The following is a 22,443-nucleotide window of genomic DNA, read 5'->3' as shown; positions in this document are numbered from 1 at the left end:
TGCGATCGCTCCTTAAAATAACAAATTGGCTCGAGCATTAAATGACAATCGACCCAGCTGATTGCAGGGTCGTCGTTAACAGCAGAGCCAACCCGCTACTTTTTGTCTGTGTCGCCTGAGGTTTGAGTGCTGCTCATACCGTACTTGCGAAGGAAGCGCTCTACTCGACCCTCAGTATCGATAATCTTCTGGGTGCCGGTGTAAAATGGATGGTTTCCAGACCAAACATCTACGTGCAGTTCTGGCTTGGTAGAGCCAACAGTCATGACAACTTGACCGTTGCAGTAAACTTTAGCATCTGGATACCACTTGGGATGAATTTCAGGTTTAGCCATTGTTCCTTTTGTGGTGAATCTATATCAATTATAACTTCAGATGGAGTCTGGGACTGGGGTTTAGCACAAGAAAGACAAAGGGAAATACCCAATACCCAATGACGCCAGTTGCAAACAAAGCGGAAGCCGCCCAACGCACTGGCTCCCCAATGCCCTCCTATCGTTTTGAGTACTGAGGTGCTTTCCGAGCTTTGTGCAAACCGTATTTTTTCCGCTCTTTGGCTCGTGGGTCACGAGTTAGGTAGCCTTCTGTTTTTAAAGGTGAACGGTTATCTGGGTCTAGTTGACACAAGGCACGAGCAACTCCCAGGCGAATAGAATCAGCCTGTCCAGTCAAGCCACCACCTTCAGCTTTCACCAAAATGTCATATTCGTTCTCTAATCCCAGAGTTTCTAGAGGTCCTCTGATCACGCCCAGGTAGTTGGCGTTGAATTGAAAGTACAAGTTTCCATCTTTACCATTCACGGTCAGTTGACCGCTACCGGGAATCAAGCGTACTCTGGCTACTGCGGACTTACGACGGCCAGTACCCCAGTAGACGGCACGACCGCTAGTAGTTTCTGCTACTGCTACCATTAACTTTCTGCTCCAGGAATTGTATTAACTTTTAATTCTTTGGGTTTTTGCGCTGCATGGGGATGAGTTGGTCCCGCATAAACTTTCAGCTTGGTGAACAACTGCCTACCCAGGCTATTTTTAGGTAACATGCCTTTGATAGCTTGTTCTACTATTCTTTCTGGTAGACGCTGTTGCAACTTGGCGAAGGTTTCTGTCTTCATCCCACCAGGACGACCTGAATGGCGACGGTAGAGCTTTTGGGTACGTTTTTTGCCTGTGACTGCTATCTTCTCGGCATTGATGACAATCACAAAATCACCTGTGTCAAGGTGGGGAGTATACTCGGCTTTCTTTTTACCTCTGAGGATCATAGCGATTTCAGTGGCGAGGCGACCGAGGCGTTGGTCTGTAGCATCTACTATGTACCACTCACGCTCAAGAGACTCTTGAGGAGGAAGGTATGTTTTAGTCATTTGTCATTTGTCCTTTGTCATTTTTGTCTCTTACAAAGTTCTGATGCCTGCGGCAAGCCCTTCGGTGTACGGAGGTTTCCTCCGCTCAACGCCAGTTCGTTCAAGTCGGGAGACCCTTTCGGCAGTTCCTCCTGGGGAACCCCCAAGAGCGGACTGCCTCACCACACGACTGGCTCGACTTTGCGCTTTGTCATTAGTCATTAGTCATTAGTCATTAGTCATTAGACTTGTGCCTATTGCCTGTTGACTTTTAACTCTTGACTCTTGACTAAAAACGAATTTTGGCAGATTCTCATACCAAACATCTGGGGAAAAGGGGAAATCTGGATAGCCGACTCGCAACAAGCACAAGCCTTGAGGAGGAGCGGCATATTTCACTTCTTCCCGGCGTTCTGCTTTCCACAGTTCAGTAAAGTTAGCTAGGGTGATCTGTCCAGAGCCTACTTGTACCAGCATCCCTACTAACAGCCGGACCATACCATACAAAAATCCATCTGCTTGGATTTCAATATGAAGTAATGACCCACTGCGATGGCACTCTGCTGCTTGTACTTCTACCCAAGAATGCGATCGCTTTGATCCTGCACGATGAAAAGCAGCAAGATGATGCTTTCCCAGCAAGGGTTTTAGGGCAGCCTTAATTAAGGATTCATCTAGGGGTGCATAATAATAATGCCAACTGAAGGGTCTGACGAACAAGTTCGGTTGATCTTCAGTGTATATCGTGTAGCGATACCGTCGATAGGCTGCACTAAAGCGAGCGTGCCAACGATTACCTACACCTGCTGAAGCCCTGATCAATATATCATTGGGCAAATAGCTATTTAGGATGGCTGCCCACTTGTGAGATGGAATTAAACCTGTGGCTTCAAAATGAGCTACTTGCGCTGCGGCATGAACTCCAGCATCAGTTCTGCCTGCACCATGTAGTGTCACGTGATACCCAAGAATCTTGGCGATCGCTGTTTCTATCTCTTCTTGAACTGTACGCTGCTGTTTTTGCCGTTGCCAGCCATGAAAATGAGTGCCCAAGTATTGGATTACTAGGGCCACTCTGTGAGTTACTTTAGGCTGGTGGCTTTCTAACATACAGATTTTGTCTTTTGTCCTCTCTTACAAAGTTCTGATCGCTGGAAACCGGCGCTCCGACTTTGCGCTTTGTCATTTGTTCAAAATTCTTGACGAATGACGAATGACGGACGAATGACTTAAACTAGTTCAATAATGGCCATCTCAGCATTATCGCCACGACGAGGCACTGTATGCAGGATGCGGGTATAACCCCCCTGACGGTTAGCATACCGAGTAGGAGCTTGCTCAAATAGAGCATGAACTAGTTGTTTGTCATAGATGTAGCCTAGAGCCGCCCTGCGTGCTGCTAAGGAGCCGTCTTTGGCTAAGGTAATCATTTTATCTACTTCAGTTCGCAGTACTTTAGCTCGGATTAAAGTAGTAGTAATCCGTCCATGACGAACTAGCTCAGTGGTTAGCGCGCGCAACAAAGCACGACGCTGGTCTGCTGGTTTACCAAGTTTTTTGACCCGACAACGGTGACGCATAATAATGCACTATCAATTACTAACGGTTTTGATTTAGCTGTGTTTAGAGCTTCTTTCTTGAGGCAGGGTAATACCTAAGCGTCGCTGTAAAGCTTCAACTACCTCTTCCGCTGACTTCTGACCAAAGTTTTTAATTTCTAACAGGTCTTCTTGGGTATAATCCAACAAGTCTGCTACAGAGTTAACTTGTGCTCGCTTGAGACAGTTATACGCCCGTACTGAAAGCTGCAACTCTTCGATCGGAATTTGAGCGGTTGGGTCGTCTGGAATATCTGAACCTGTATCGGTAGGTTCCAGTGAGATATCTTTTAAGGGATTAAATAGATCTACCAGAATTCCAGCGGCAGATGATAGGGCTTCTTGGGGAGAGAGACTACCATTTGTCCAAACTTCCAACAGTAGTCGGTCTTTGGTGATCGAGCCATCTCCACGCGCTTCCTCGACACTATAGTTGACTTTCCGTACTGGCATAAACACCGAGTCGATTTGCAGAAAGTCCAAAGATGTGGCTTCTTCGCGTCCTCGCTCCACAGTGCGATAACCTTTACCTTTCTCAATCCGAAATTCCATTTCCAGCTTGCCGCCTTCAGCTAAGGTGGCTACATACTGGGTCGGATCAATTATTTCTACTTCACTAGGTAAATCAAAATGTGCCGCAGTAACTGTTGTCGGACCGTTAACGAGTAACCGCCCAATTTGGGGTTGAGAGGAGTAGCTTTTGAGAATAACTTCTTTCATTCTCATTAAGATTTCCAGCACGTCTTCCCGCACACCTGGAACTGTAGCAAACTCGTGTGAAACGCCTGCAATCCGCACTGCTGTAACTGCCGTTCCCTCTAGATTAGACAGTAAAACGCGCCTTAAGGCGTTGCCAACTGTCGTTCCTTGACCGCGTTCTAGAGGCTCTAGGACAAATTTACTGTAATGGCTTCGACTTTCCTCAGTATTCGACTCTACACATTCAATTTGAAACTGCGCCACGGAGTTGCCTCCCTCGTTTTAAGGTGCTGCTAGTAGGCAAACCAATTGCCTCCTAAAAGTTAGTTTTTGCCCTGAAGCTTAATTGAGTTGTATCAATCAGCCAACTAAGAATGTTGGTATTTGATACTCTGATTCCGCTCGCGAGCGCTAATAATTAATTCTGGGTTTTCCAAAGTTGGGCGAACCTCTTTTGGGGAGGAACGCTGATGGTCTTCTAATCACCCAATCCGTCCGAAGTTCAAAAGCCTTTATGTTGCAACACAGTTTTCGCGCTCAAGGTTCAAGCAGGCTTTACAGGTGACTTTCAGGTGCTAGAACTTCTCGCTTTGACTGCCCCACAGGTTGGGTTTAAACTCGACGGCGCTTAGGTGGACGGCAACCATTGTGAGGAATCGGAGTAATGTCCCGAATCAGTGTAATTTCCAGTCCGGCTCCTTGGAGTGCCCGAATGGCAGTTTCTCTACCTGCACCTGGACCACTCACCATTACCTCAATTTGGCGCATTCCTTGATCGATGGCTCGACGGGCAGCACTTTCAGCAGCGGTTTGTGCTGCAAAGGGAGTTCCCTTTTTGGCACCTTTAAAACCGCTGGAACCAGCGCTGGCCCAAGAGATTACATCTCCGTTTTGATCGGTAATGGTGACAATGCTATTGTTGAAAGTAGACTGGATGTAAGCCATACCGTTGGGTACGTTCCGTTTCTGCTTTTTGCTCCCGGATTTTTTTGTTGGTTGTCGCGCCATAGTTGTGTAGTGAATTTAAGGTAAACCTTGCTCTGATGAGCAAGTATAGACATATTACTTGCCTGGTGCTTTCTTTTTCCCAGCCACAGTCTGCCTTCTACCACGACGGGTTCTGGCATTCGTGCGAGTTCTTTGTCCTCTGACTGGTAAACCCATGCGATGACGACGCCCTCTATAAGTACCTATGTCAATTAGGCGTTTGATGTTCATCGCTTCCCAGCGGCGCAAGTCCCCTTCGACTTGATAGTTACTTTCTATTTCTCCTCGCAGGGCAGCAACATCAGCATCACTGAGTTCTTTAACGCGGGTGTCTGGGTTAACACCTGTAGTCGCTAAAATTTCTTGCGACCTAGATAAACCAATTCCGTAGATATAGGTGAGACCAATTTCAACACGCTTATCGCGTGGAAGGTCTACTCCGGCAATACGTGCCACAATGAATTTCTCCCTCTTGTTCTCGCAATTGCTGTTATAAAAATGCGATTAATCGCATTTTGGGCTTTGTCTAGCGTCTTTGTCTCGCATTTGTCTGGTGGTGATAATCAGAGTGCTAGCCTTGACGTTGCTTATGCTTAGGGTTAACACAAATCACCATGACGCGACCACGGCGTTTGATCACGTTACACTTTTCGCAAATCTTCTTGACTGAGGCTCGGACTTTCATGCCTTTTGTAATTAACTCCAAATAGTGAATTATAGCATTTTTAAGGAAATTAGTCAGTTAAATGACTAGGGAACACCCCAAGAGGTGATTTTATGGTAATATTCTCTACATAACCTTACTTTTTGCGCAGTCGATAGGTGATTCTGCCCTTTGTCAAGTCGTAGGGAGTTAACTCCACTTTGACGCGATCGCCAGGTAAAATCTTAATGTAATTGCGGCGGATTTTGCCAGAAATGTGTGCTAGGACATTAAAGCCATTATCCAAGTCAACGCGAAACATCGCATTGGGCAATGACTCGGTGACCGTGCCTTCCATTTCAATCAAATCTTGCTTAGACAATTTATCGTTTCCTCAACTCAATAATCTCCTGTTCTGTTGCCGTACCTTCACCTGCAAGAGAACATACTTTACGAAATATATCAACCGTTTCTTAATATATCTTAGCTAAAATTGCCATCTGCCCTACCGACAGAAACAGCAGTGAATTTTATTTGGGATCTGAAATTGGGGCTATGGGAGAAATGTGAAATTGGGATTTCTCCCTGCTAACCCTTATTTGCCTTAATTAAGACGCTATTACCTTTTGCAGTTCCGTAGTGACTTCTTCTTGGGACTGATTGCCATTGACTGTGAGAAGTTTTTGGCGATCGCCATAATAATCAATCAAGGGTGCAGTTTCTGAGCGGTAAACTTCTAGACGACGACGAATCACGTCTTCGCTGTCATCTTTTCTGCCCCGTGCCAATAACCGTGCTACGACAATATCATCTGGCACATCCAGGTTTACTACCTTTTCACCACCCTGATGTATTGTTTCTAGTAATTGTGCCAAAAACGCAGCTTGCGTTACTTTGCGCGGAAAGCCATCTAGAATCCACCCAGATTTTGCATCCGGTTGACCTAGTCGCTCCTGTACCAGTTCCTGTACTAGCTGGTCAGGCACTAGCTCGCCGCTATCAACATAACCTTGAGCTTTAATCCCCAAAGGCGTTTGGTCTTTCATGGCTTGCCGCAAGATATCACCCGTAGAAATATGGGGAATATGCAAGTGTTCAGCCAATTTTTGAGATTGCGTTCCTTTACCAGCTCCAGGTGGTCCCAAGAAGATTAATCGCGTCACTATTGTTTCACCATTCCTTCATAGCGCTGAGATATGACGTAGGTTTGGACTTGCTTAGCTGTGTCAATAGCTACACCAACCAAAATTAACAAAGATGTAGCACCTAATCCCTTAAAGGTTGGTACTCCTAAAGCACTTTCCACAGCTGTCGGGATAATCGCAACAAAGCCCAAAAATATTGCACCTAAAAAAGTCAGTCGGTTGATCACTCGTTCGATGTACTCACTAGTCGCCTTACCTGGACGAATTCCAGGAATACTCGAACCCATCTTCTTCAAGTTCTGCGCTACATCTACTGGGTTAACAATTAACGAAGAATAGAAATAGCTAAAGAAAACAATAGAAATTAAGTAGACCAAGGCATAGGCCCAAGCCTGAGACCCACCGGGACTGAGATAAGTGTTAACTATATTTGCCAAGTCCGGATTTTTGGTGAAATTTGCAATTAGTAGTGGCAAACTCAGAATGGCTGCCGCAAAAATAATTGGCATGACGCCACCAGAGTTGAGTCGCAGAGGTAGGTAGCTACGTTGCTCAGCCAAAACTCGTCGGCCCACTTGACGACGTGCCGAAATAATTGGGATGCGACGAATTCCTTCTTGAACAAATACAATACCAACAATTGTTGCCAGAAAAACTACTACTAAAACAATGACGCGACCCACTATCTCTCGACCGCCTACTTGAACCAAATCGATGGTATCACCCAAAGATTTTGGTAGTGATGCCACAATGTTGACGAAAATCAACAATGATGCTCCATTGCCAATACCGCGTTCGGTAATTAGTTCGGATGCCCACATAACGAACATCGAACCAGCAGTAAGCGCGATCGCCGTTTCAGCTACAAATAAGGGGCTTGGCTGTAAGGCAAATTGCTGAAGGAATAGAGCCGAAAAAGCCGTACTTTGAATAATTGCCCAACCTACAGTGACATAGCGTGTAATTTGCGAAATTTTTCGCCGCCCCGCTTCACCTTCGTTTTTCTGTAAGTTTTCTAAAGATGGTATAGCCGCAGTGAGCAATTGGATAATAATGGACGCATTAATGAAGGGCAAAATACCCAAGGCAAAGACTCCCAAAGTCGAAAGTCCTCGTCCGGAGAATATATCCAATAAGCCGAAGATGGAATTATTTCCCGATATAGCTTCGTGAAACCTAGCTCTATCAATACCTGGTACAGGCAGGAAAATGCCCAGGCGAACCAAAATTAAAATACCGACAGTGACAAGCAGCCTACCTCTGAGTCCAGCTGCTTGAGCCATCTGCATAAAAGTTTCTTGAGCCGTTGGGGCTTTGTCTCGACTGATCATAGAGTGCTACCTTTATCGTGAACCAGGCGCTGGAAGCGAGTTGGCTAGCATTTAAGTGCGCTATTCTGGCTCACTCTGGGACTTGACAACTTCCTCCAGCCGCCTCAATTTTGCTACGAGCTTGACCCGTGAAAGCCGCCGCTTTTACTGTAAGCGGAACGTTCAATTCCCCGTTACCCAAAATTTTCAATGGACCTTTGACAGCAGTAAGAATACCTGCTGCTTTTAAGGACTCCAAAGTTACTTCAGTATTGGCAGGGAGAGAAGCTAGCTTATCTACATTAATCGTAGTGTAAATTTTCCGATTAACTATCGGAAAACCCTTCAACTTAGGTAGGCGGCGGTACAATGGCTGTTGACCACCTTCAAACCCTGGCCGGGTACCACTACCAGAACGGGATTTTTGACCCCGCATCCCTAAACCGGCGCTTGCACCTTGTCCGGCTGAAATACCTCTACCTACACGCTTACGGCGTTTTTTTGAGCCTTTTTGAGGCTTAGCATCATTGAGTCTCATGATGTAAATAGTAATTTTTTACACAAACGAGGAGGCAAAATTGGCTCTACTAAACCATGTAGAGATTTTCAAGAGGAACACCCCGATCTTCAGCGACTTCAGACAAGGTACGCAGTGTTGATAAAGCGTTGACTGCGGCTCTAGCATTATTGAGTGGATTGTTGGAGCCGAGTTGCTTTGCTAAAACGTTACGAACTCCTGCTAATTCCAGTACAGTCCGAACAGCACCACCAGCAATTACTCCAGTACCAGGTGCGGCCGGTCGCATAATCACCTTAGCGCCGCCACCAACACCATCAATGGGATGGGGGATGGAATTGGATTTGGTAATGGGGATGTCAATCAGATGCTTTTTACCATCAGCTACGCCCTTTTTGACCGCACCAATTACATCTGAAGCTTTGCCTACTCCTACACCAACTTGACCGCGTTCATTACCGACGACCACGATCGCTCGGAAGCTGAGTTTTTTACCTCCTTTGACGACCTTGCTCACCCGTCGAATCTGAATGACCCGTTCTTGCCAGTTAGTTTCTTCTTTTTTTGCGCGGTTTGCTTTACGACGACCAGTTGCCATAATCAAATGCTCTCTATTAGTCAGTTGTCAGTTGTCAGTTGTCAGTTGTCAGTTGTTGTTGAACTAATGACTAATGACCAATGACTTTAGAAATCTAAACCAGCCTCACGTGCTGCATCAGCCAGTGCTTGAATGCGCCCGTGGTATAGGTTACCACCGCGATCAAAGACTACTTTGGTGATGCCTTTTTCTAGCGATCGCGCTGCTATCAGTTTGCCAACTTGCACTGATGCGTCCCGGTTAGCACCTGACGCTAAACCCGATTTCAACTCTGGTTCTACGGTTGAGGCTGATACCAAAGTATGATGTTGAGTATCATCAATCACTTGAGCGTAAATATGCTCATTAGAGCGAAATATGGCTAGGCGTGGGCGTTCTGGAGAGCCTTGAACTTTCCCACGGATGCGTCGATGGCGACGCGTTTTTGATTCTCTACGAGTAAGTTTCATTTTTACTTCTTACCACTCTTACCAGTCTTACCAGCTTTACGTCTGACCACCTCACCGGCGTAGCGAATACCCTTGCCTTTATAAGGTTCTGGGGGACGAACGGCACGAATTTTTGCTGCTGTGTTGCCTACCACTTCTTTGTCATAGCCACTGACTATGACATTAGTTGTACCTTCCACTGCAAACTGAATCCCATCTGGTGGAGCAATTTGTACTTGATGGCTATAACCCATATTTAAAACTAGGTTACGACCTTGAACTTGTGCCCGGTAACCAACACCTTGAATTTCTAAACGGCGCTGAAAACCTTGAGACACGCCCTCAACCATGTTGGCCACTAAAGTGCGGCTCAAACCGTGCAATTGTTTAGATGTACGGGTTTCATCTCGACGGGCTACTAATAATGTTTCGCCTTCTTGAGAGACGGTAACATTCACAGGCAGATCGCGAGAAAGTTCGCCTTTGGGCCCTTTGACGACAACTTTTGTGCCATCTATCGCCACTTGCACTTTGGCAGGAATAGTAATTGGACGTTTACCAATACGAGACATGACTTTTTGTCCTTTGTTATTTGCCCTTTGTCTTTTATCCTTTGTCTTTAACTAATGACAAATGACTAATGACTAATGACTACCAGACATAGCACAGTACTTCCCCACCCAGATTCTGACGACGCGCTTCGCGGTCAGTCATGATCCCACTGGATGTTGAAATAATGGCAATGCCGATACCACCCAGTACTCTGGGTAAGTCTTTTCTATTCGAGTAAACGCGCAAACCTGGTTTACTGACCCGCTTGAGGGCAGTTATTAGAGGCTGACGATTTTTACCCTTGTATTTCAAGGAAACCACCAAATTGCGCTTTATCCCTTCTCCTGATTCTTCAAATTCAGCAATAAAGCCTTCTTCTCGTAGCACTTTGGCAATACTACGGGTGAGTTTTGTTGCGGGCACTAGTGTAGTTTGATGCCTCGCCAAGTTGGCATTGCGGATGCGCGTCAGCATATCTGCAATTGTGTCGTTAGCCGCCATCGTTCCCTCTTTAGATGAACTTATTGATCGCGAAAAGGCATTCCCAATTCTTTGAGTAGGGCGCGGCCCTCTTCGTCATTTTTCGCTGTGGTAATGATGGAAATATCTAAACCACGGATTTGATCGATGCTGTCGTACTCGACTTCTGGAAAAATTAGCTGTTCTCTAACACCCAAAGTGTAGTTACCGCGACCGTCAAAGCTTTTAGGGCTAACGCCGCGAAAGTCTCGAATTCTAGGCAAGGACAAGCTAACTAGTCGGTCGAGAAAGGCATACATTCGTTCGCCTCTCAGGGTCACCATGATCCCAACAGGCATACCTTGACGAATTTTAAAGCCGGCGATCGCCTTTTTAGCCCTTGTTACAACTGGTTTTTGACCAGTGATTGTGGCAATTTCGTTTAGAGACGCGTCCAGTGCTTTAGCATTGGATGCCGCTTCTCCCAAACCTCTGTTAACAGTAATTTTGACCAACTTCGGCACTTGATGAACGTTGGTGTATTGAAACTGATTGATCAGTTTGGGGACGATTGTCTCTTTGTATAAGCTTTTGAGTCTTGTTGTCGCCATAATTTCTTGTCCTGTTTATCCCTGGGCTTGGTCAGGGAATCTTGAATTTTAGATTTTGGATTTTAGATTGAATTTAAAATCTCATCTAAAATCGTCCCTTGGTCGATGACTATTTATCCAGGATCTCGCCGGTTTTCTTCAGCTTCCGCACTTTTTTACCTTCAGCGGTGAAGGTGTAGCATACGCGACTGGCGACGTTTTGCTTAGTGGAGTAAAGCATCACGTTGGAGCTATGAATCGGGAATTCTTGTGTAACTATTCTTCCTGATTCCCCTTCTTGCTGGGGCTTCACGTGCTTAGTTTTAATATTGACGCCTTTGACAATAACTTTACTTAGTTGTGGCAGTGCCTGGATCACTTCACCAACTTTTCCTTTGTCCTTACCAGCAATCACTTGCACAGTGTCGCCAGTTTTGACGTGCATTTTATGAAAGACCTTGGGTTGTGGCTGTTTTGTCATTACAGCACCTCCGGAGCCAGAGAAACAATTTTGGTGAAGTTTTTATCGCGCAGTTCCCGTGCGACTGGGCCAAATACCCGTGTGCCTCTGGGATTACCATCTTTGTTGATGATCACCGCAGCGTTATCGTCAAAACGAATACTCATGCCGCTATCTCGATTTATACTTTTACGAGTGCGAACAATTACTGCCTCTACAACATCAGACTTTTTTACAGCCATGTTGGGTTGGGCATCTTTGACAACGGCAATAATTTTATCACCCACGCCACCATAACGGCGGTTGCCAGCACCTAATACGCGGATGCACATTAGCTTCCGGGCACCACTATTATCTGCGACATTCAGGTAAGTCTGGGGTTGAATCACAATTTGTCTCCCTTGTTAAGTTGTTAGTTTTATAACAACTATTAAGTTGTAGCTTTGGCGTTGAGAATTTCTGTGACTTGCCAGCGCTTAGTTTTACTCAGGGGTCTAGTTTCCTGAATGCGAACGCGATCGCCGACTTTGCACTGATTGTCTTCATCATGAACTTTATAGCGCCGGGTTTGAACTACAATCTTGCCGTACTTGGGATGGGGAGCGCGGTTTTCCACAGCTACTACCACCGTTTTTTGCATTTTGTCGCTCACCACCAAGCCAACTCGTTCTTTGACTGCCATAATCTCCTACTTTTCTTCTTGAGCCGGTTGAGTTGCTGCCCGTTGGCGTTCACCCTCTACCGTTAGCAATTGCGCTAGGCGATGTCGGGCGTGTTTAAACTGATGGGGCTTGTCTAATTGTCTGGTTGCTTTTTGCAAGCGCAACTGAAATAGTTGTCTTTTAACAGCAATAATTTCCTCAGCCAGTTTCTCGTCAGTTAATTCTCTAGCTTCTGAAATCTTGGGAAGAGGCATAACCTACTCCTGCTCCTGTGGTTGAGGGCGCACAATAAATTTGGTTTTAATTGGCAGCTTATATGCAGCCAAGCGCATAGCTTCGCGGGCAGTTTCTTCGGAAACACCAGCGATTTCAAACAAAATTCGCCCAGGCTTAACTACCGCTACCCAAAACTCCGGCGAACCCTTACCGGAACCCATCCGGGTTTCAGCAGGACGCATGGTTACGGGTTTATCAGGGAAAATCCGAATCCAGATTTGTCCACCCCGACGAATATAACGAGTCATAGCTCGGCGAGAAGCTTCAATTTGCCGGGAGGTAATCCACGCAGGCTCTTGAGCTTGGAGTGCAAAATCACCAAAGTTAAGGGTACTGCCACGGTGGGCTAAACCCTCCATCCGTCCGCGTTGTTGTTTGCGGAATTTAGTTCTTCTAGGACTTAACATGATTTGTCACTTGTCATTTGTCATTTGTCATCTGTCATTTGTCATTTGCCATTTACTAATGACTTATGACTCATGACCAATAACGGTTTACCCTTCATTTGATCTGTCTTCAAATTGTTGGCGTCGACGCTGTTGTTGACGGCGACGAGGTTCGCGCTCACGGGTTGTGGGTGGGGCTGGAGTTTCTTCCTGTCCTGGGATGATTTCTCCCTTGAATACCCATACTTTGATGCCCAGAATTCCATAAACCGTTTTGGCTGTACAGTAAGAGTAGTCAATGTCAGCCCTTAAGGTATGTAGAGGTACTCTCCCTTCACGAGTCCATTCTGTTCGGGCAATTTCCGCACCGTTTAGCCGACCGCTAACTTGGACTTTAATGCCTTGAACACCAGCACGTTGAGCACGTTGAATCGCTTGGCGTACCACTCGTCGGAAAGAGACCCGGCGTTCCAATTGTTGAGCAATGTATTCCGCAATTAAGTAGGCATCAGCATCAACTCGTTGCACTTCAACTACATTAATGCGAATTTGGCGATTGCTACCCAACAGTTCTTGGAGTCCAGTACGTAAGGATTCGATCCCTTGCCCACCACGGCCTACTACTACGCCAGGTCTAGCTGTACGTACTTCTAAGTCGATTTGGTCAGCTTTGCGCTCAATCCGCACCTCTGAGATGCCAGCGTTGTTTTGAGCCAGTCTTCCGAGCTTTTGTTCTATATATTTACGGAGTTTGTGGTCTTCTTGGAGAAGCTCTGGATATCTGTCAGGAACAGCAAACCAGCGAGATTGATGTTCTTGTGTAATACCCAGCCGAAAACCAACTGGATGAATCTTTTGTCCCACAAATGCTTCCTCTAAAATTTCTTACTTTACGCAATTTTTTCGTGTCTTGTAATTATTCAGCAGCAGCGCCAGCAGCTACAGCTACAGTGATATGACACGTCGGCTTGCGAATTTGGTAAGCTCTACCCTGCGCTCTGGGTTGGAACCGTTTGAGTACTGGGCCTTGATCGGCATATGCCTGGGTAATCACTAGCTGTGCACGGTCTAGACCAGCATTATGCTCGGCATTGGCAGCAGCACTTCTTAGAACCTTTAAAACTGGTTCACAAGCTCTATAAGGCATGAATTCTAGGATAATCAGCGCTTCTCGGTACGACCTTCCCCGAATTTGATCGAGTACACGACGCACTTTATAGGGAGAAATGCGGATAAAACGAGCGATCGCTTTGACTTCAGTAGTATCAGTAGCCATAATTTTCTCCGTTTTTGTCATTTGTCATTGGTCAGTTGTCATTTGTCTTTAGCTAATGACTAATGACTGATGACTCATGACTACCTACCTGATTTTTTGTCGCTTTTTCCATGCCCCCTGTAGGTACGTGTGGGGGCAAATTCTCCCAACTTATGTCCTACCATCTGCTCATTCACAAAAACGGGGACGTGTTGGCGTCCGTTGTGGACAGCTATGGTGTGACCTACCATTAAGGGTAAAATTGTCGATGCTCTCGACCAAGTTTTAATAACTTGTTTTTCGTTTCTGGCGTTCAGCTTTTCAATTTTGCTGAGCAAGTGATCGGCAACGAAAGGACCTTTTTTTAGAGAACGACCCATATTTTTAAGTTCTGAGTTCTGAGTTTTAAGTTTTAAGTTTTGAGTGTTAAGTGTTGAGTTTGACAATTCTACTCAGCACTCTTTACTCACTACTCACAACTAGTTAAGATTCACGACCACCGCGACCGCGTTTAGAAGACTTACGACGACGGCGCACAATTAATTTACTGCTAGCTTTCTTGGGCTTGCGTGTCTTTGCACCCAAAGTCGGTTTACCCCAAGGAGTAACTGGTCCTGGTCTCCCGATTGGTGCTCTACCTTCACCACCACCGTGGGGATGGTCAACGGGGTTCATCACACTACCTCTAACCTTGGGACGGCGTCCCTTCCAGCGATTTCGTCCAGCTTTACCTGCACTTAAGTTTCTGGCGTCAGTGTTACCTACTTGGCCAATAGTGGCATAGCATTCGCGGCGAATTAAGCGAACTTCGCCGGAAGGCAGTTTCAGGGTAACGTAATTACCTTCTTTAGCTACAACTTGTGCGGTAGCTCCAGCAGAACGCACGATTTGACCACCCTTGCCAGGAGTCATTTCTACATTATGAACACCAGTACCCAAGGGAATATTCGCTAGGGGTAAAGCATTGCCATCTTCGATCGGAGATTCCGGTCCAGCAATGATTCTTGTCCCAACTTTTAAGCCATTGGGCTGGAGAATGTAGCGTTTCTCCCCATCTTCATACACAACCAGGGCAATTCTCGCATTCCGATTTGGATCGTACTCAATTGCTGTGACTGTAGCAGCAATGTTCCGTTTGTCTCTCTTAAAGTCGATGATGCGGTAAAGCTGTTTATGTCCGCCACCCCGGCGACGGCTGGTAATCCGGCCTTGATTGTTACGGCCTTTGGGACGATGTACGTTCTTGGTTAAGGATTTTTCTGGCTCAGTTTTAGTGATTTCCGCAAAGTCAGAGATTGTAACTTGGCGAGTACTAGGGGTATAGGGGCGATAAGAACGAGTACCCATTTTTGTTTTATACCTCTGGGAATAGAACTTGTCTAACCTTTTCTACATCCCCAGGTGCGATGGTAACAATCGCTTTCTTGTATTGGGGCTTGTAACCAATAAATTTGCCCACACGGCGTTTTTTCCGGGGTGGGTTCAAAGTATTGACTTTGACAACCTTTACCTGAAATAAGTCTTCGATCGCGGCTTTAATTTCTGGTTTGGTTGCCTTTGGAGTTACTTCAAAAGTATATTTGTTTAACTCCATCAAAATTGTCGCTTTTTCGGTAACAATTGGGCGACGAATTAAGTCAGCTAAGTTGCGGGGGTCGAAGTTAGGCACTGTAGACCTCCTGAATTTTTGCTATGGCTGATGCTGTAACTACAATCTTGTCAGCGTGCAGCAAATCGAAAACATTTAACTGATTTGCAGCAATTACCTTTAAATTTTCTATATTGCGGGCTGACAAATGAATGTTATCCGCAATTTCAGACAAAATTAACAGTGTCTTATTTTCAGGCGCAGCTCCCCAACGAGCTAGTGCTGCGACTAATTCTTTAGTCTTGGGGCGGGATAGCTGTTCGCTAAATTCTTCTACTACAATCAAATCGTCAACACGACCCACAAAAGCTGTTCGCAGTGCTAAGCGCCGCTCTTTGCGGTTCATCTTTAAATCATAATCTCTGGGTTTTGGTCCAAAGATTACACCACCACCACGCCACAGAGGTGAACGAATTGACCCTGCACGAGCGCGACCTGTACCTTTTTGCCGCCAGGGTTTGCGACCACCACCTCTGACTTCGGAACGGGTTTTTGTACTGGCAGTTCCTTGACGAGCATTAGTCTGTTGTCTAACCAAGGCTCTATGCACAATATGAGCTGCTGTTTCTTCTTTGGCAACCCGCAACTCAAACGAAGTCTCTCCGACTTGTTCTCCTTGCCAATTTTTAACTATACTCTCAACCATCTTTGTCACTTGTCCTGTGTCATTTGTCCTTGGTCACTTGTCCTTTGTCACTTGTCCTTAGCCAATGACTAATGACTAATGACTCACAACTAATGACTCTTGACTACTTACCAACTAGCTTGGCAGGTACGATACTCACCAGCGCACCCGGTTTGCCAGGAATGGCTCCTTTGATTAGCAGCAAATTGCGCTCTGCATCGACTCGTACTACAGTCAACTTGCGGATTGTGACGCGGCTACCGCCCAAACGTCCTGCCATCCGTTTTCCAGGATAAACACGACCAGGGGTAGTACCAGCACCAATAGAACCTGGTGCTCTATGGTTTTTAGAACCATGTGACATGGGTCCGCGACCAAAGTTGTTGCGCTTTTGGTTGCCCGCAAAACCGCGACCGATACTTGTACCGATTACATCTACAATTTGACCTGCACTAAAAATATCTGCTTTAATTTCTTGACCTAAAGCATAATCGCTGGAAGTATCTGTGTGATACTCGCTCAGGTGACGTAACGCTGGGGCAGATGATTTTGCTAAGTGGCCTAAGAGCGGTTTGTTTAACGCTTTAGGTTTGACTTCGCCAAAACCAACTTGAATCGCGGCGTAACCGTCGGTCTGTTTCGTTTTAACTTGGGTAACAGTGCATGGTCCCGCTTGGATGACGGTGACAGGAATTGCTACTCCTGCATCGTCAAATATTTGGGTCATGCCCAGCTTGGTGCCGAGAATACCTACAGACACAGTAACTGGTTCTCCTTATCTACTTGCTAACCTTGGAATCGGACTCTAAAAGACAGGCTTTTTATATACCGGTTGAGGTTAGACGAGCCTCTGAAATTTAGAGATGCATTGGCACTCTAACTCCTCCGGGACACAAAAAACTATGTCCTTACTGTTTGGTGAATCCGTTTACTTTCACTCACTTATTCACCAGAACAGCCATCAGCACCTTCGTTTTGGGAAGGAATAGCTTCTGGAATCAAGGCAAGGCTTTAGAGCTTTGCGCTTTGTGCAGCAATGCTTTCATCCAAGCGATTGCTTAGGCACTTTCTGGAGGCAGGCGCTAACAGCGGATTTCCCGACGCTCAGCGACAGCCGTGTTGTAGTGGGACTTAAGCAGCTTCATGCCACTCAGTATCCTTTAACTAAGACTGACGTAATGCCATCAAACCAACATTACTGCTCAGTTTCTACTCCGACTAAATTACCTTAAACTATTGTTCAAGGTTTTGCCTACTTTTTCAGGACTACAGGAGTGAATGTAGTCTGGAACTTAGGGTTGGCTTTAATTTTCCAGCCATAAGTTCTATATTTGACCTGAAAGCTTTTTCAGTGTACCAGTCTCCGATCGCTCTTTTGCTAGCTTTCTCCAAATTTGGAATCAAGTCATTAACTCTTGATGCTCACACTAGCTCAGAATGCCAATAAGAGGGCAACTTAATTTGCGTATTTGGTCACAATCTAACAATATAAATGATTTATTTAGATTTGTCTATAAAATTTGATCGAGTTACCGCCAAGTATTTCTAGTGGATGAACTAGAAACTAGGAAGATAGGCAGGACAAGCGATCGCCACCACTACATAATTTCCACTTGGAAGAGAACTCTGGCAACATACAAGGCTTATTGATAATCAAAGCATTATCCAAGAGACTGAAGGGAAGAAATCTCTTTGGCTAGCGATCGCCAGACAATCACTGTCATTTATTCTCTAGTCCTAACTTAAACTTCAAGCGATCGCAGCGCGATTTGTCTCTGGTTGATGTTATGTTCCGATCAACTTACGCCAAAATCCGCAAATTGCAGCGGTGGTGCCTCAGCCTAATATGGATCATAAGTTAATTGTTGAACCGAATTTAGGGTTCGCAGTAAATAATAGAGATATCTAAGTGAGATAGAAAGAATATCTATGGCACTACTTACCACTGGCAACGCTTTTATTCGCGAACTAGAAAAAGTTGGCTCTCTTGGTGTTTATGTACCTCCAGAAGGAGGTTATGAAGGTCGGTATCAACGTCGACTGCGTGCAACTGGCTACGTCACCCTCCACATTACCGCTAAGGGGCTGGGAGATTTGGCTGCCTATCTCACAGGAGTTCATGGAGTCAGACCGCCTCATTTAGGTAAAAAAAGTACTGGTACGGGTGCGGCAGTGGGTTATGTGTATTATTTACCACCTACGATCGGTTCTCACCTCGAACAGTTACCGCCAAAGTCCAAAGGATTGGTGTTGTGGATTATTGAGGGGCATATTCTTTCCAATCAGGAAATCGATTTCTTAACCGCTTTACCTCGTTTGGAACCAAAAGTGAAAGTAGTAATTGAGAGGGGTGGCGATCGCGCCTTCCGTTGGACTCCTCTAGAAAAAACACTTTTAGCTAGTTAGTTCTTGGCCATTAGTCATTAGTCATTAGTCTTTTGACTCTTGGCTTTTGACTTTTGATAACCATTAATTCAACTCCATCAGCATTTCTACCGTGCTGATGCGAAAACCACATGATGCAAATAACCGCCGCGCCGCTTCGTTAATAGCTGCGGTATCTAGCCTGATTTGCTTGATTCCTATGTCATCAAAGCGTTCAATAGCCAGCATTACCATCTGTCGTGCTACTCCTTGTTGGCGATATTCTGGCTCAACCCAAATATCATGAATAAAGGCAAATTCTTGTAACCGATAAATTGGGATTTCGCGTTCAACTGTCGCTACTAAAAACGCTACCAAGTCATCTTCATCTTCAGTTACCAAAAATACGCTTCGCTCATTATTTGCCAACCGCCCCAACCATTTTTCATAACGCTGTTCTGGATAGGGAAGAAAACCATATTTGGCAGAATCCCAAGAATCATGCAAAGCACAAATCTTAGCAACCATCGGTAAAACTTGAGGTACGTCGGCTGGTGTAGCGGTGCGGATTAACATAAACTCTAAAGGCACAAATAGGCTAAAAAATGCCAGATCGCTCTGATTATTTTATCTTTTCCTCGGAATCACTTGCTTTATTTCTATCGTTGTCTTGGAGAAAATAGTTTTGCAGTTCCTACTGCTGAATTTGTTGAAGAAGCAATTGTGTTTTTCGATACCCAGGTGTGTTTCCTTGCTGCTTAAATAAATTTGCAGCTTGCTGGAGGTCTGTAACTGCACTTTTGCGATCGCCTAAGACAGATAGTGCCAATCCTCTGTTACCGTAAGCATCAGCTAAGGTAGAGTCGATTTTAATTGCCTGAGTAAAGTTAGATATGGCTTGTTGATGCTTCCCATCTCTCAAGTGGGTGAGTCCTAAGTTGTAGTATCCGTCTGGTGATTGCGGATCTATGTTTACTGACTGGTTAAAATCAGCAATAGCTTTTTGAAAGTTTCCCAATTCTACATGGGAGATACCGCGACCATTGTAAGCATCTGCGTGCCTAGAATTAAGTTGTAGTGCTTGACTATAGTCAGCGATCGCTGATTGAAAATCTTTTAATTGAGTTCTTGCTAAACCCCGTAAACAAAAACCTTCATAAAATTCAGGGTTTAAGCGTACCACTTTGTTAAAGTCTGCAATAGCTCCCTTGAAGTTACCCTGTGCTAGCTTTTGTACGCCTTGGTTATAGTGCTGTTGAACATCCACCGATTTCTCTAGTTTTGGTGAAGCTTCAGCATAGATGGTAGGAGACATCACACCAAGTAACATCGTTATTCCCAGGATGGTGAATGCTTGCTGAATCGGTTTCATATTTTTCCTCCAGCGCTATCTGCCTCTATTAATCATTGTAGTTAGGAAGCAAAAATTAGCTTTGAATGTCTTATCTGTTACAAACGTTTTCACATTCAACTCAGTTTGTAACAAAAACTGTAACAACGATGTATTTCAGGATTTATCCGTATAAATTGATGTAAAAACTCCGAGTAATCCCTGAGTAGACGGGTAATGTTGCTTAATGATATCCGAGATTATCAAATTCTCTTTCTTTCCATATTCTTAGTTTTGGGAATTGGTACAAGAGATTGGACGCTGCGACCAGAGTTGATAGGGGTGGCGATCGCAACCTGTCTATTAACGCAATGGTTTTTGTCATCGATTATTAGCCAAGAACAAAAGCTAAATATTCGCAGTGCCCTAATTACCTCACTAGGACTCAGCTTACTGTTGCGGGCCGATCATTGGACAACAATGGTTTTAGCAGCAGCAAGTGCGATCGCTAGTAAATTTTTCTTCCAAGTTGGTAATAAGCATTTCTTCAATCCAGCAAACTTTGGCATTATTACTGCTTTACTACTTACCTCTGATGCTTGGGTTTCACCAGGACAGTGGGGAGAAGACTGGTGGTATGGGCTGTTGTTTGTTGGGACTGGTGGCATGATTGTGCAGCGAGTTGGTCGCTGGGACACTACAGCCGCGTTCTTGGGTTCTTACGCAGTGCTAGAGGCGATTCGTAATCTCTGGCTGGGTTGGACTTGGGATGTTTACTGGCATCGTTTGATGAGTGGATCTTTGTTGTTATTTGCCTTATTTATGGTTACCGATCCGCGGTCAATTCCCAATGCCAGAATCGGGCGGATCATTTGGGCAGTCTGCATTGCCATATTGACTTTTATACTGCGGAATTATTTCTTTATTTCCAGCGCAGTTTTCTGGGCACTGTTTATCCTAGCGCCGTTGACTCTTCTGTTCGATGCCTTCTGGTCAGCCCCAGAATATTCCTGGTTGAGAAAAGATGGGAACACTAGTGTTACTGAAATTTCTCCAGTATCAAGTCCCCAGCCTCTAATGCCCAGTCCGTAAATGTTTTAAACACTGAAAACAATCGAGAAATAAAATGAAACCTTTAAGATTCTTCATCCCAATAGTGATGGCATTGATAGCTGTGCTATGCTTTGCCCCTACAGCATGGGCATTCTGTGGATTTTATGTCTCCAAAGCTGATACCAAGCTGTATAACAAAGCTTCTCAGGTGGTGATTGCGCGGGATGGCGATCGCACTGTCCTGACAATGGCTAACGATTTTCAAGGCGAAGTCAAAGATTTTGCGATCGTTGTACCTGTACCCACAGTGCTGCAAAAGGAGCAAGTTCATGTTGCCGAACCCAAGATTATCGAGCGTTTAGATGCTTTTAGCGCACCGCGATTGGTAGAATATTTCGACTCAGATCCCTGTGCTCAACTTTATGAATATGACAAACCTCAAGCAGCGCCTGCACCAGCATCCAGAAATGAAGCAGGGGGTACGAGAGGGCGTGCTGATAGTTTGGGTGTGACTGTTGAGGCGCGTTTTAACGTTGGCGAATATGACATTGTGATTCTCAGTGCCAAAGAATCTGGAGGATTGGAAACCTGGCTGAATCGTAATGGCTACAAAATTCCAAAAGGGGCAAAAGAGTTACTTAAACCCTATGTCCGCTCCTCTATGAAATTCTTTGTTGCTAAAGTCAACCTAGATAAATTTGAGAAATCTGGCTATCAGTTACTTCGTCCTCTACAAATTTCCTATAAATCACCCAAGTTCATGCTGCCTATTCGTTTAGGCATGATTAACGCTGCTAGCGAGCAGGATGTCATTGTCTACATCCTATCGCCAAAAGGGCAAGCAGAAACTACCAACTACCGAACGGTCAAAATTCCCTCCAATACCAACATTCCGCTTTTTGTCAAAGATGAATTTGGCGAATTCTATAAGTCCATGTTCCAGACTTCCTACAATAAAGAAGATCGGAAAGTGGCTTTCTTAGAATATGCCTGGGATATGAGTAGTTGCGATCCTTGTTCTGCCGAACCCTTATCTCAAGAGGAACTCAAGCAAGCAGGTGTATTTTGGTTGGATGGTGATTCCGCCAATGGTGTTCCAGCGCCTCGTAGTTTCCGTCCTCCTGTTTATAGCAGTAGTGTCTTCATCAGTAGATTGCATATTCGTTATACCCGCAACAAGTTTCCCGAAGATCCGATGTTCCAAGACACTTCCAATCGCGAATCTTTTCAGGGGCGCTACATTTTACAACATCCATTTTTAGGTGAAGTCAAATGTCCAGCTGGGCGAGAATATAAGCAGTCCTTGCCTAAGCGTTTTGAACAAGAAGCACAAACTCTAGCCAAGCTAACCAACTGGAATATTCAAGACATTCGCCGCAAGATGAAGTTGACTGTTGGTGAGATCACAACATCTTGGTGGCAAAGTTTCTTTTCTTGGCTGGGGTTATAGATCAATACGGTTCAGTTAAGAAAATTCTTCTGTGAAGGCAAGGGAACAGGGAACAGGGAACG

Annotated in this window: 35 protein-coding genes; 3 read left to right on the top strand and 32 right to left on the bottom strand. The window is 45.2% G+C overall.

Annotated features, from left to right (window positions below; genetic code table 11):
• Positions 1 to 95: 95 nt before the first annotated feature.
• From rpmE to rplC, 30 genes are all read right to left on the bottom strand, one after another.
• The gene (gene rpmE, locus BV372_RS22665) at positions 96 to 335 is read right to left on the bottom strand and encodes a 50S ribosomal protein L31 (RefSeq protein ID WP_045870350.1); all 240 of its coding nucleotides are present in this window, start codon (positions 333 to 335) and stop codon (positions 96 to 98) included.
• Between the two features lie 157 nt (positions 336 to 492).
• Complete coding sequence (gene rpsI, locus BV372_RS22660) at positions 493 to 912, bottom strand: 30S ribosomal protein S9 (RefSeq protein ID WP_086688753.1); 420 nt, start codon at positions 910 to 912, stop codon at positions 493 to 495.
• Positions 912 to 1,367: a 50S ribosomal protein L13 gene (rplM, locus tag BV372_RS22655; RefSeq protein ID WP_086688752.1), complete on the bottom strand. Its 456-nt coding sequence runs from the start codon at positions 1,365 to 1,367 to the stop codon at positions 912 to 914. Before rplM ends, rpsI begins: the two co-directional genes overlap by 1 nt.
• Before the next feature lie 207 nt (positions 1,368 to 1,574).
• Positions 1,575 to 2,456 (bottom strand): tRNA pseudouridine(38-40) synthase TruA, encoded by an 882-nt coding sequence (gene truA / locus BV372_RS22650; RefSeq protein WP_086688751.1) that lies wholly within the window; start codon positions 2,454 to 2,456, stop codon positions 1,575 to 1,577.
• 119 nt (positions 2,457 to 2,575) lie between these two features.
• The gene (gene rplQ, locus BV372_RS22645; protein WP_086688750.1) at positions 2,576 to 2,926 is read right to left on the bottom strand and encodes a 50S ribosomal protein L17; all 351 of its coding nucleotides are present in this window, start codon (positions 2,924 to 2,926) and stop codon (positions 2,576 to 2,578) included.
• 33 nt (positions 2,927 to 2,959) lie between these two features.
• Complete coding sequence (locus tag BV372_RS22640; protein WP_086688749.1) at positions 2,960 to 3,907, bottom strand: DNA-directed RNA polymerase subunit alpha; 948 nt, start codon at positions 3,905 to 3,907, stop codon at positions 2,960 to 2,962.
• Positions 3,908 to 4,255: 348 nt separating this feature from the next.
• The gene (gene rpsK, locus BV372_RS22635; protein ID WP_010998331.1) at positions 4,256 to 4,651 is read right to left on the bottom strand and encodes a 30S ribosomal protein S11; all 396 of its coding nucleotides are present in this window, start codon (positions 4,649 to 4,651) and stop codon (positions 4,256 to 4,258) included.
• Positions 4,652 to 4,705: 54 nt separating this feature from the next.
• Positions 4,706 to 5,086 (bottom strand): 30S ribosomal protein S13, encoded by a 381-nt coding sequence (rpsM, locus tag BV372_RS22630; protein ID WP_086688748.1) that lies wholly within the window; start codon positions 5,084 to 5,086, stop codon positions 4,706 to 4,708.
• Positions 5,087 to 5,201: 115 nt separating this feature from the next.
• Positions 5,202 to 5,315 (bottom strand): 50S ribosomal protein L36, encoded by a 114-nt coding sequence (rpmJ, locus tag BV372_RS22625; RefSeq protein WP_015129703.1) that lies wholly within the window; start codon positions 5,313 to 5,315, stop codon positions 5,202 to 5,204.
• 115 nt (positions 5,316 to 5,430) lie between these two features.
• On the bottom strand, positions 5,431 to 5,655 hold the full coding sequence (gene infA, locus BV372_RS22620) for a translation initiation factor IF-1 (RefSeq protein WP_006276978.1): 225 nt from the start codon (positions 5,653 to 5,655) through the stop codon (positions 5,431 to 5,433).
• 226 nt (positions 5,656 to 5,881) lie between these two features.
• Positions 5,882 to 6,436, bottom strand: a complete 555-nt coding sequence (locus tag BV372_RS22615) for an adenylate kinase (protein ID WP_086688747.1) — start codon at positions 6,434 to 6,436, stop codon at positions 5,882 to 5,884.
• Positions 6,436 to 7,749 (bottom strand): preprotein translocase subunit SecY, encoded by a 1,314-nt coding sequence (gene secY, locus BV372_RS22610; RefSeq protein WP_086688746.1) that lies wholly within the window; start codon positions 7,747 to 7,749, stop codon positions 6,436 to 6,438. Before secY ends, BV372_RS22615 begins: the two co-directional genes overlap by 1 nt.
• 70 nt (positions 7,750 to 7,819) lie before the next feature.
• Entirely contained in the window at positions 7,820 to 8,266 is a 447-nt protein-coding gene (rplO, locus tag BV372_RS22605; protein ID WP_086688745.1) for a 50S ribosomal protein L15, read from the bottom strand.
• Positions 8,267 to 8,315: 49 nt separating this feature from the next.
• Positions 8,316 to 8,843 (bottom strand): 30S ribosomal protein S5, encoded by a 528-nt coding sequence (gene rpsE / locus BV372_RS22600; RefSeq protein ID WP_086688744.1) that lies wholly within the window; start codon positions 8,841 to 8,843, stop codon positions 8,316 to 8,318.
• An 86-nt stretch (positions 8,844 to 8,929) separates the two neighbouring features.
• A complete protein-coding gene (gene rplR, locus BV372_RS22595; protein ID WP_086688743.1) occupies positions 8,930 to 9,292 on the bottom strand; it encodes a 50S ribosomal protein L18 in 363 nt (120 codons plus the stop codon).
• A 2-nt stretch (positions 9,293 to 9,294) separates the two neighbouring features.
• Entirely contained in the window at positions 9,295 to 9,843 is a 549-nt protein-coding gene (gene rplF / locus BV372_RS22590; RefSeq protein ID WP_086688742.1) for a 50S ribosomal protein L6, read from the bottom strand.
• A gap of 79 nt (positions 9,844 to 9,922) precedes the next feature.
• Positions 9,923 to 10,324, bottom strand: a complete 402-nt coding sequence (gene rpsH, locus BV372_RS22585; RefSeq protein WP_086688741.1) for a 30S ribosomal protein S8 — start codon at positions 10,322 to 10,324, stop codon at positions 9,923 to 9,925.
• 20 nt (positions 10,325 to 10,344) lie between these two features.
• Complete coding sequence (rplE, locus tag BV372_RS22580) at positions 10,345 to 10,893, bottom strand: 50S ribosomal protein L5 (RefSeq protein ID WP_086688740.1); 549 nt, start codon at positions 10,891 to 10,893, stop codon at positions 10,345 to 10,347.
• A 109-nt stretch (positions 10,894 to 11,002) separates the two neighbouring features.
• Positions 11,003 to 11,353 carry a 50S ribosomal protein L24 gene (gene rplX / locus BV372_RS22575; protein ID WP_086688739.1) on the bottom strand — a complete coding sequence of 117 codons (351 nt, stop codon included), beginning with the start codon at positions 11,351 to 11,353 and terminating at the stop codon, positions 11,003 to 11,005.
• Complete coding sequence (gene rplN / locus BV372_RS22570; RefSeq protein ID WP_015129713.1) at positions 11,353 to 11,721, bottom strand: 50S ribosomal protein L14; 369 nt, start codon at positions 11,719 to 11,721, stop codon at positions 11,353 to 11,355. The genes rplX and rplN overlap by 1 nt, the downstream gene beginning before the upstream one ends.
• A 41-nt stretch (positions 11,722 to 11,762) precedes the next feature.
• Positions 11,763 to 12,014 carry a 30S ribosomal protein S17 gene (gene rpsQ, locus BV372_RS22565; RefSeq protein ID WP_086688738.1) on the bottom strand — a complete coding sequence of 84 codons (252 nt, stop codon included), beginning with the start codon at positions 12,012 to 12,014 and terminating at the stop codon, positions 11,763 to 11,765.
• 6 nt (positions 12,015 to 12,020) lie between these two features.
• Positions 12,021 to 12,248 carry a 50S ribosomal protein L29 gene (gene rpmC, locus BV372_RS22560; RefSeq protein WP_086688737.1) on the bottom strand — a complete coding sequence of 76 codons (228 nt, stop codon included), beginning with the start codon at positions 12,246 to 12,248 and terminating at the stop codon, positions 12,021 to 12,023.
• Between the two features lie 3 nt (positions 12,249 to 12,251).
• Positions 12,252 to 12,677: a 50S ribosomal protein L16 gene (gene rplP / locus BV372_RS22555; protein ID WP_086688736.1), complete on the bottom strand. Its 426-nt coding sequence runs from the start codon at positions 12,675 to 12,677 to the stop codon at positions 12,252 to 12,254.
• An 87-nt stretch (positions 12,678 to 12,764) separates the two neighbouring features.
• Positions 12,765 to 13,520 carry a 30S ribosomal protein S3 gene (rpsC, locus tag BV372_RS22550; protein WP_086688735.1) on the bottom strand — a complete coding sequence of 252 codons (756 nt, stop codon included), beginning with the start codon at positions 13,518 to 13,520 and terminating at the stop codon, positions 12,765 to 12,767.
• 52 nt (positions 13,521 to 13,572) lie between these two features.
• On the bottom strand, positions 13,573 to 13,932 hold the full coding sequence (gene rplV, locus BV372_RS22545) for a 50S ribosomal protein L22 (RefSeq protein WP_086688734.1): 360 nt from the start codon (positions 13,930 to 13,932) through the stop codon (positions 13,573 to 13,575).
• Between the two features lie 80 nt (positions 13,933 to 14,012).
• Positions 14,013 to 14,291: a 30S ribosomal protein S19 gene (rpsS, locus tag BV372_RS22540; protein WP_086688733.1), complete on the bottom strand. Its 279-nt coding sequence runs from the start codon at positions 14,289 to 14,291 to the stop codon at positions 14,013 to 14,015.
• Positions 14,292 to 14,394: 103 nt separating this feature from the next.
• Positions 14,395 to 15,258 carry a 50S ribosomal protein L2 gene (rplB, locus tag BV372_RS22535; protein ID WP_086688732.1) on the bottom strand — a complete coding sequence of 288 codons (864 nt, stop codon included), beginning with the start codon at positions 15,256 to 15,258 and terminating at the stop codon, positions 14,395 to 14,397.
• Positions 15,259 to 15,265: 7 nt separating this feature from the next.
• Positions 15,266 to 15,580 (bottom strand): 50S ribosomal protein L23, encoded by a 315-nt coding sequence (locus BV372_RS22530; protein WP_086688731.1) that lies wholly within the window; start codon positions 15,578 to 15,580, stop codon positions 15,266 to 15,268.
• The gene (rplD, locus tag BV372_RS22525; RefSeq protein WP_086688730.1) at positions 15,573 to 16,205 is read right to left on the bottom strand and encodes a 50S ribosomal protein L4; all 633 of its coding nucleotides are present in this window, start codon (positions 16,203 to 16,205) and stop codon (positions 15,573 to 15,575) included. The genes BV372_RS22530 and rplD overlap by 8 nt, the downstream gene beginning before the upstream one ends.
• A gap of 103 nt (positions 16,206 to 16,308) precedes the next feature.
• Positions 16,309 to 16,944, bottom strand: coding sequence for a 50S ribosomal protein L3 (gene rplC / locus BV372_RS22520; RefSeq protein ID WP_086688729.1), 636 nt, complete (start codon positions 16,942 to 16,944; stop codon positions 16,309 to 16,311).
• Positions 16,945 to 18,113: 1,169 nt separating this feature from the next.
• On the opposite strand from rplC, the gene BV372_RS22515 reads away from it, so the two are divergent.
• Positions 18,114 to 18,590 (top strand): NAD(P)H-quinone oxidoreductase subunit N, encoded by a 477-nt coding sequence (locus BV372_RS22515; RefSeq protein ID WP_086688728.1) that lies wholly within the window; start codon positions 18,114 to 18,116, stop codon positions 18,588 to 18,590.
• Between the two features lie 63 nt (positions 18,591 to 18,653).
• Here the strand turns inward: BV372_RS22515 and BV372_RS22510 are convergent, their stop codons facing one another.
• Together BV372_RS22510 and BV372_RS22505 are read right to left on the bottom strand one after the other, a co-directional pair.
• The gene (locus tag BV372_RS22510; RefSeq protein WP_256973403.1) at positions 18,654 to 19,139 is read right to left on the bottom strand and encodes a GNAT family N-acetyltransferase; all 486 of its coding nucleotides are present in this window, start codon (positions 19,137 to 19,139) and stop codon (positions 18,654 to 18,656) included.
• 103 nt (positions 19,140 to 19,242) lie between these two features.
• Positions 19,243 to 19,920: a tetratricopeptide repeat protein gene (locus BV372_RS22505; RefSeq protein ID WP_086688727.1), complete on the bottom strand. Its 678-nt coding sequence runs from the start codon at positions 19,918 to 19,920 to the stop codon at positions 19,243 to 19,245.
• 195 nt (positions 19,921 to 20,115) lie between these two features.
• On the opposite strand from BV372_RS22505, the gene BV372_RS22500 reads away from it, so the two are divergent.
• Both BV372_RS22500 and BV372_RS22495 read left to right on the top strand, forming a co-directional pair.
• On the top strand, positions 20,116 to 20,970 hold the full coding sequence (locus BV372_RS22500) for an RnfABCDGE type electron transport complex subunit D (protein WP_086688726.1): 855 nt from the start codon (positions 20,116 to 20,118) through the stop codon (positions 20,968 to 20,970).
• Between the two features lie 34 nt (positions 20,971 to 21,004).
• Positions 21,005 to 22,381 (top strand): DUF2330 domain-containing protein, encoded by a 1,377-nt coding sequence (locus BV372_RS22495; RefSeq protein ID WP_086688725.1) that lies wholly within the window; start codon positions 21,005 to 21,007, stop codon positions 22,379 to 22,381.
• Positions 22,382 to 22,443: the final 62 nt, after the last annotated feature.

The sequence above is a fragment of the Nostoc sp. T09 genome (assembly GCF_002154695.1).
In the GTDB taxonomy this organism is placed as follows: Bacteria; Cyanobacteriota; Cyanobacteriia; order Cyanobacteriales; family Nostocaceae; genus Aulosira.
This window is presented reverse-complemented; position numbering and strand designations above follow the sequence as displayed.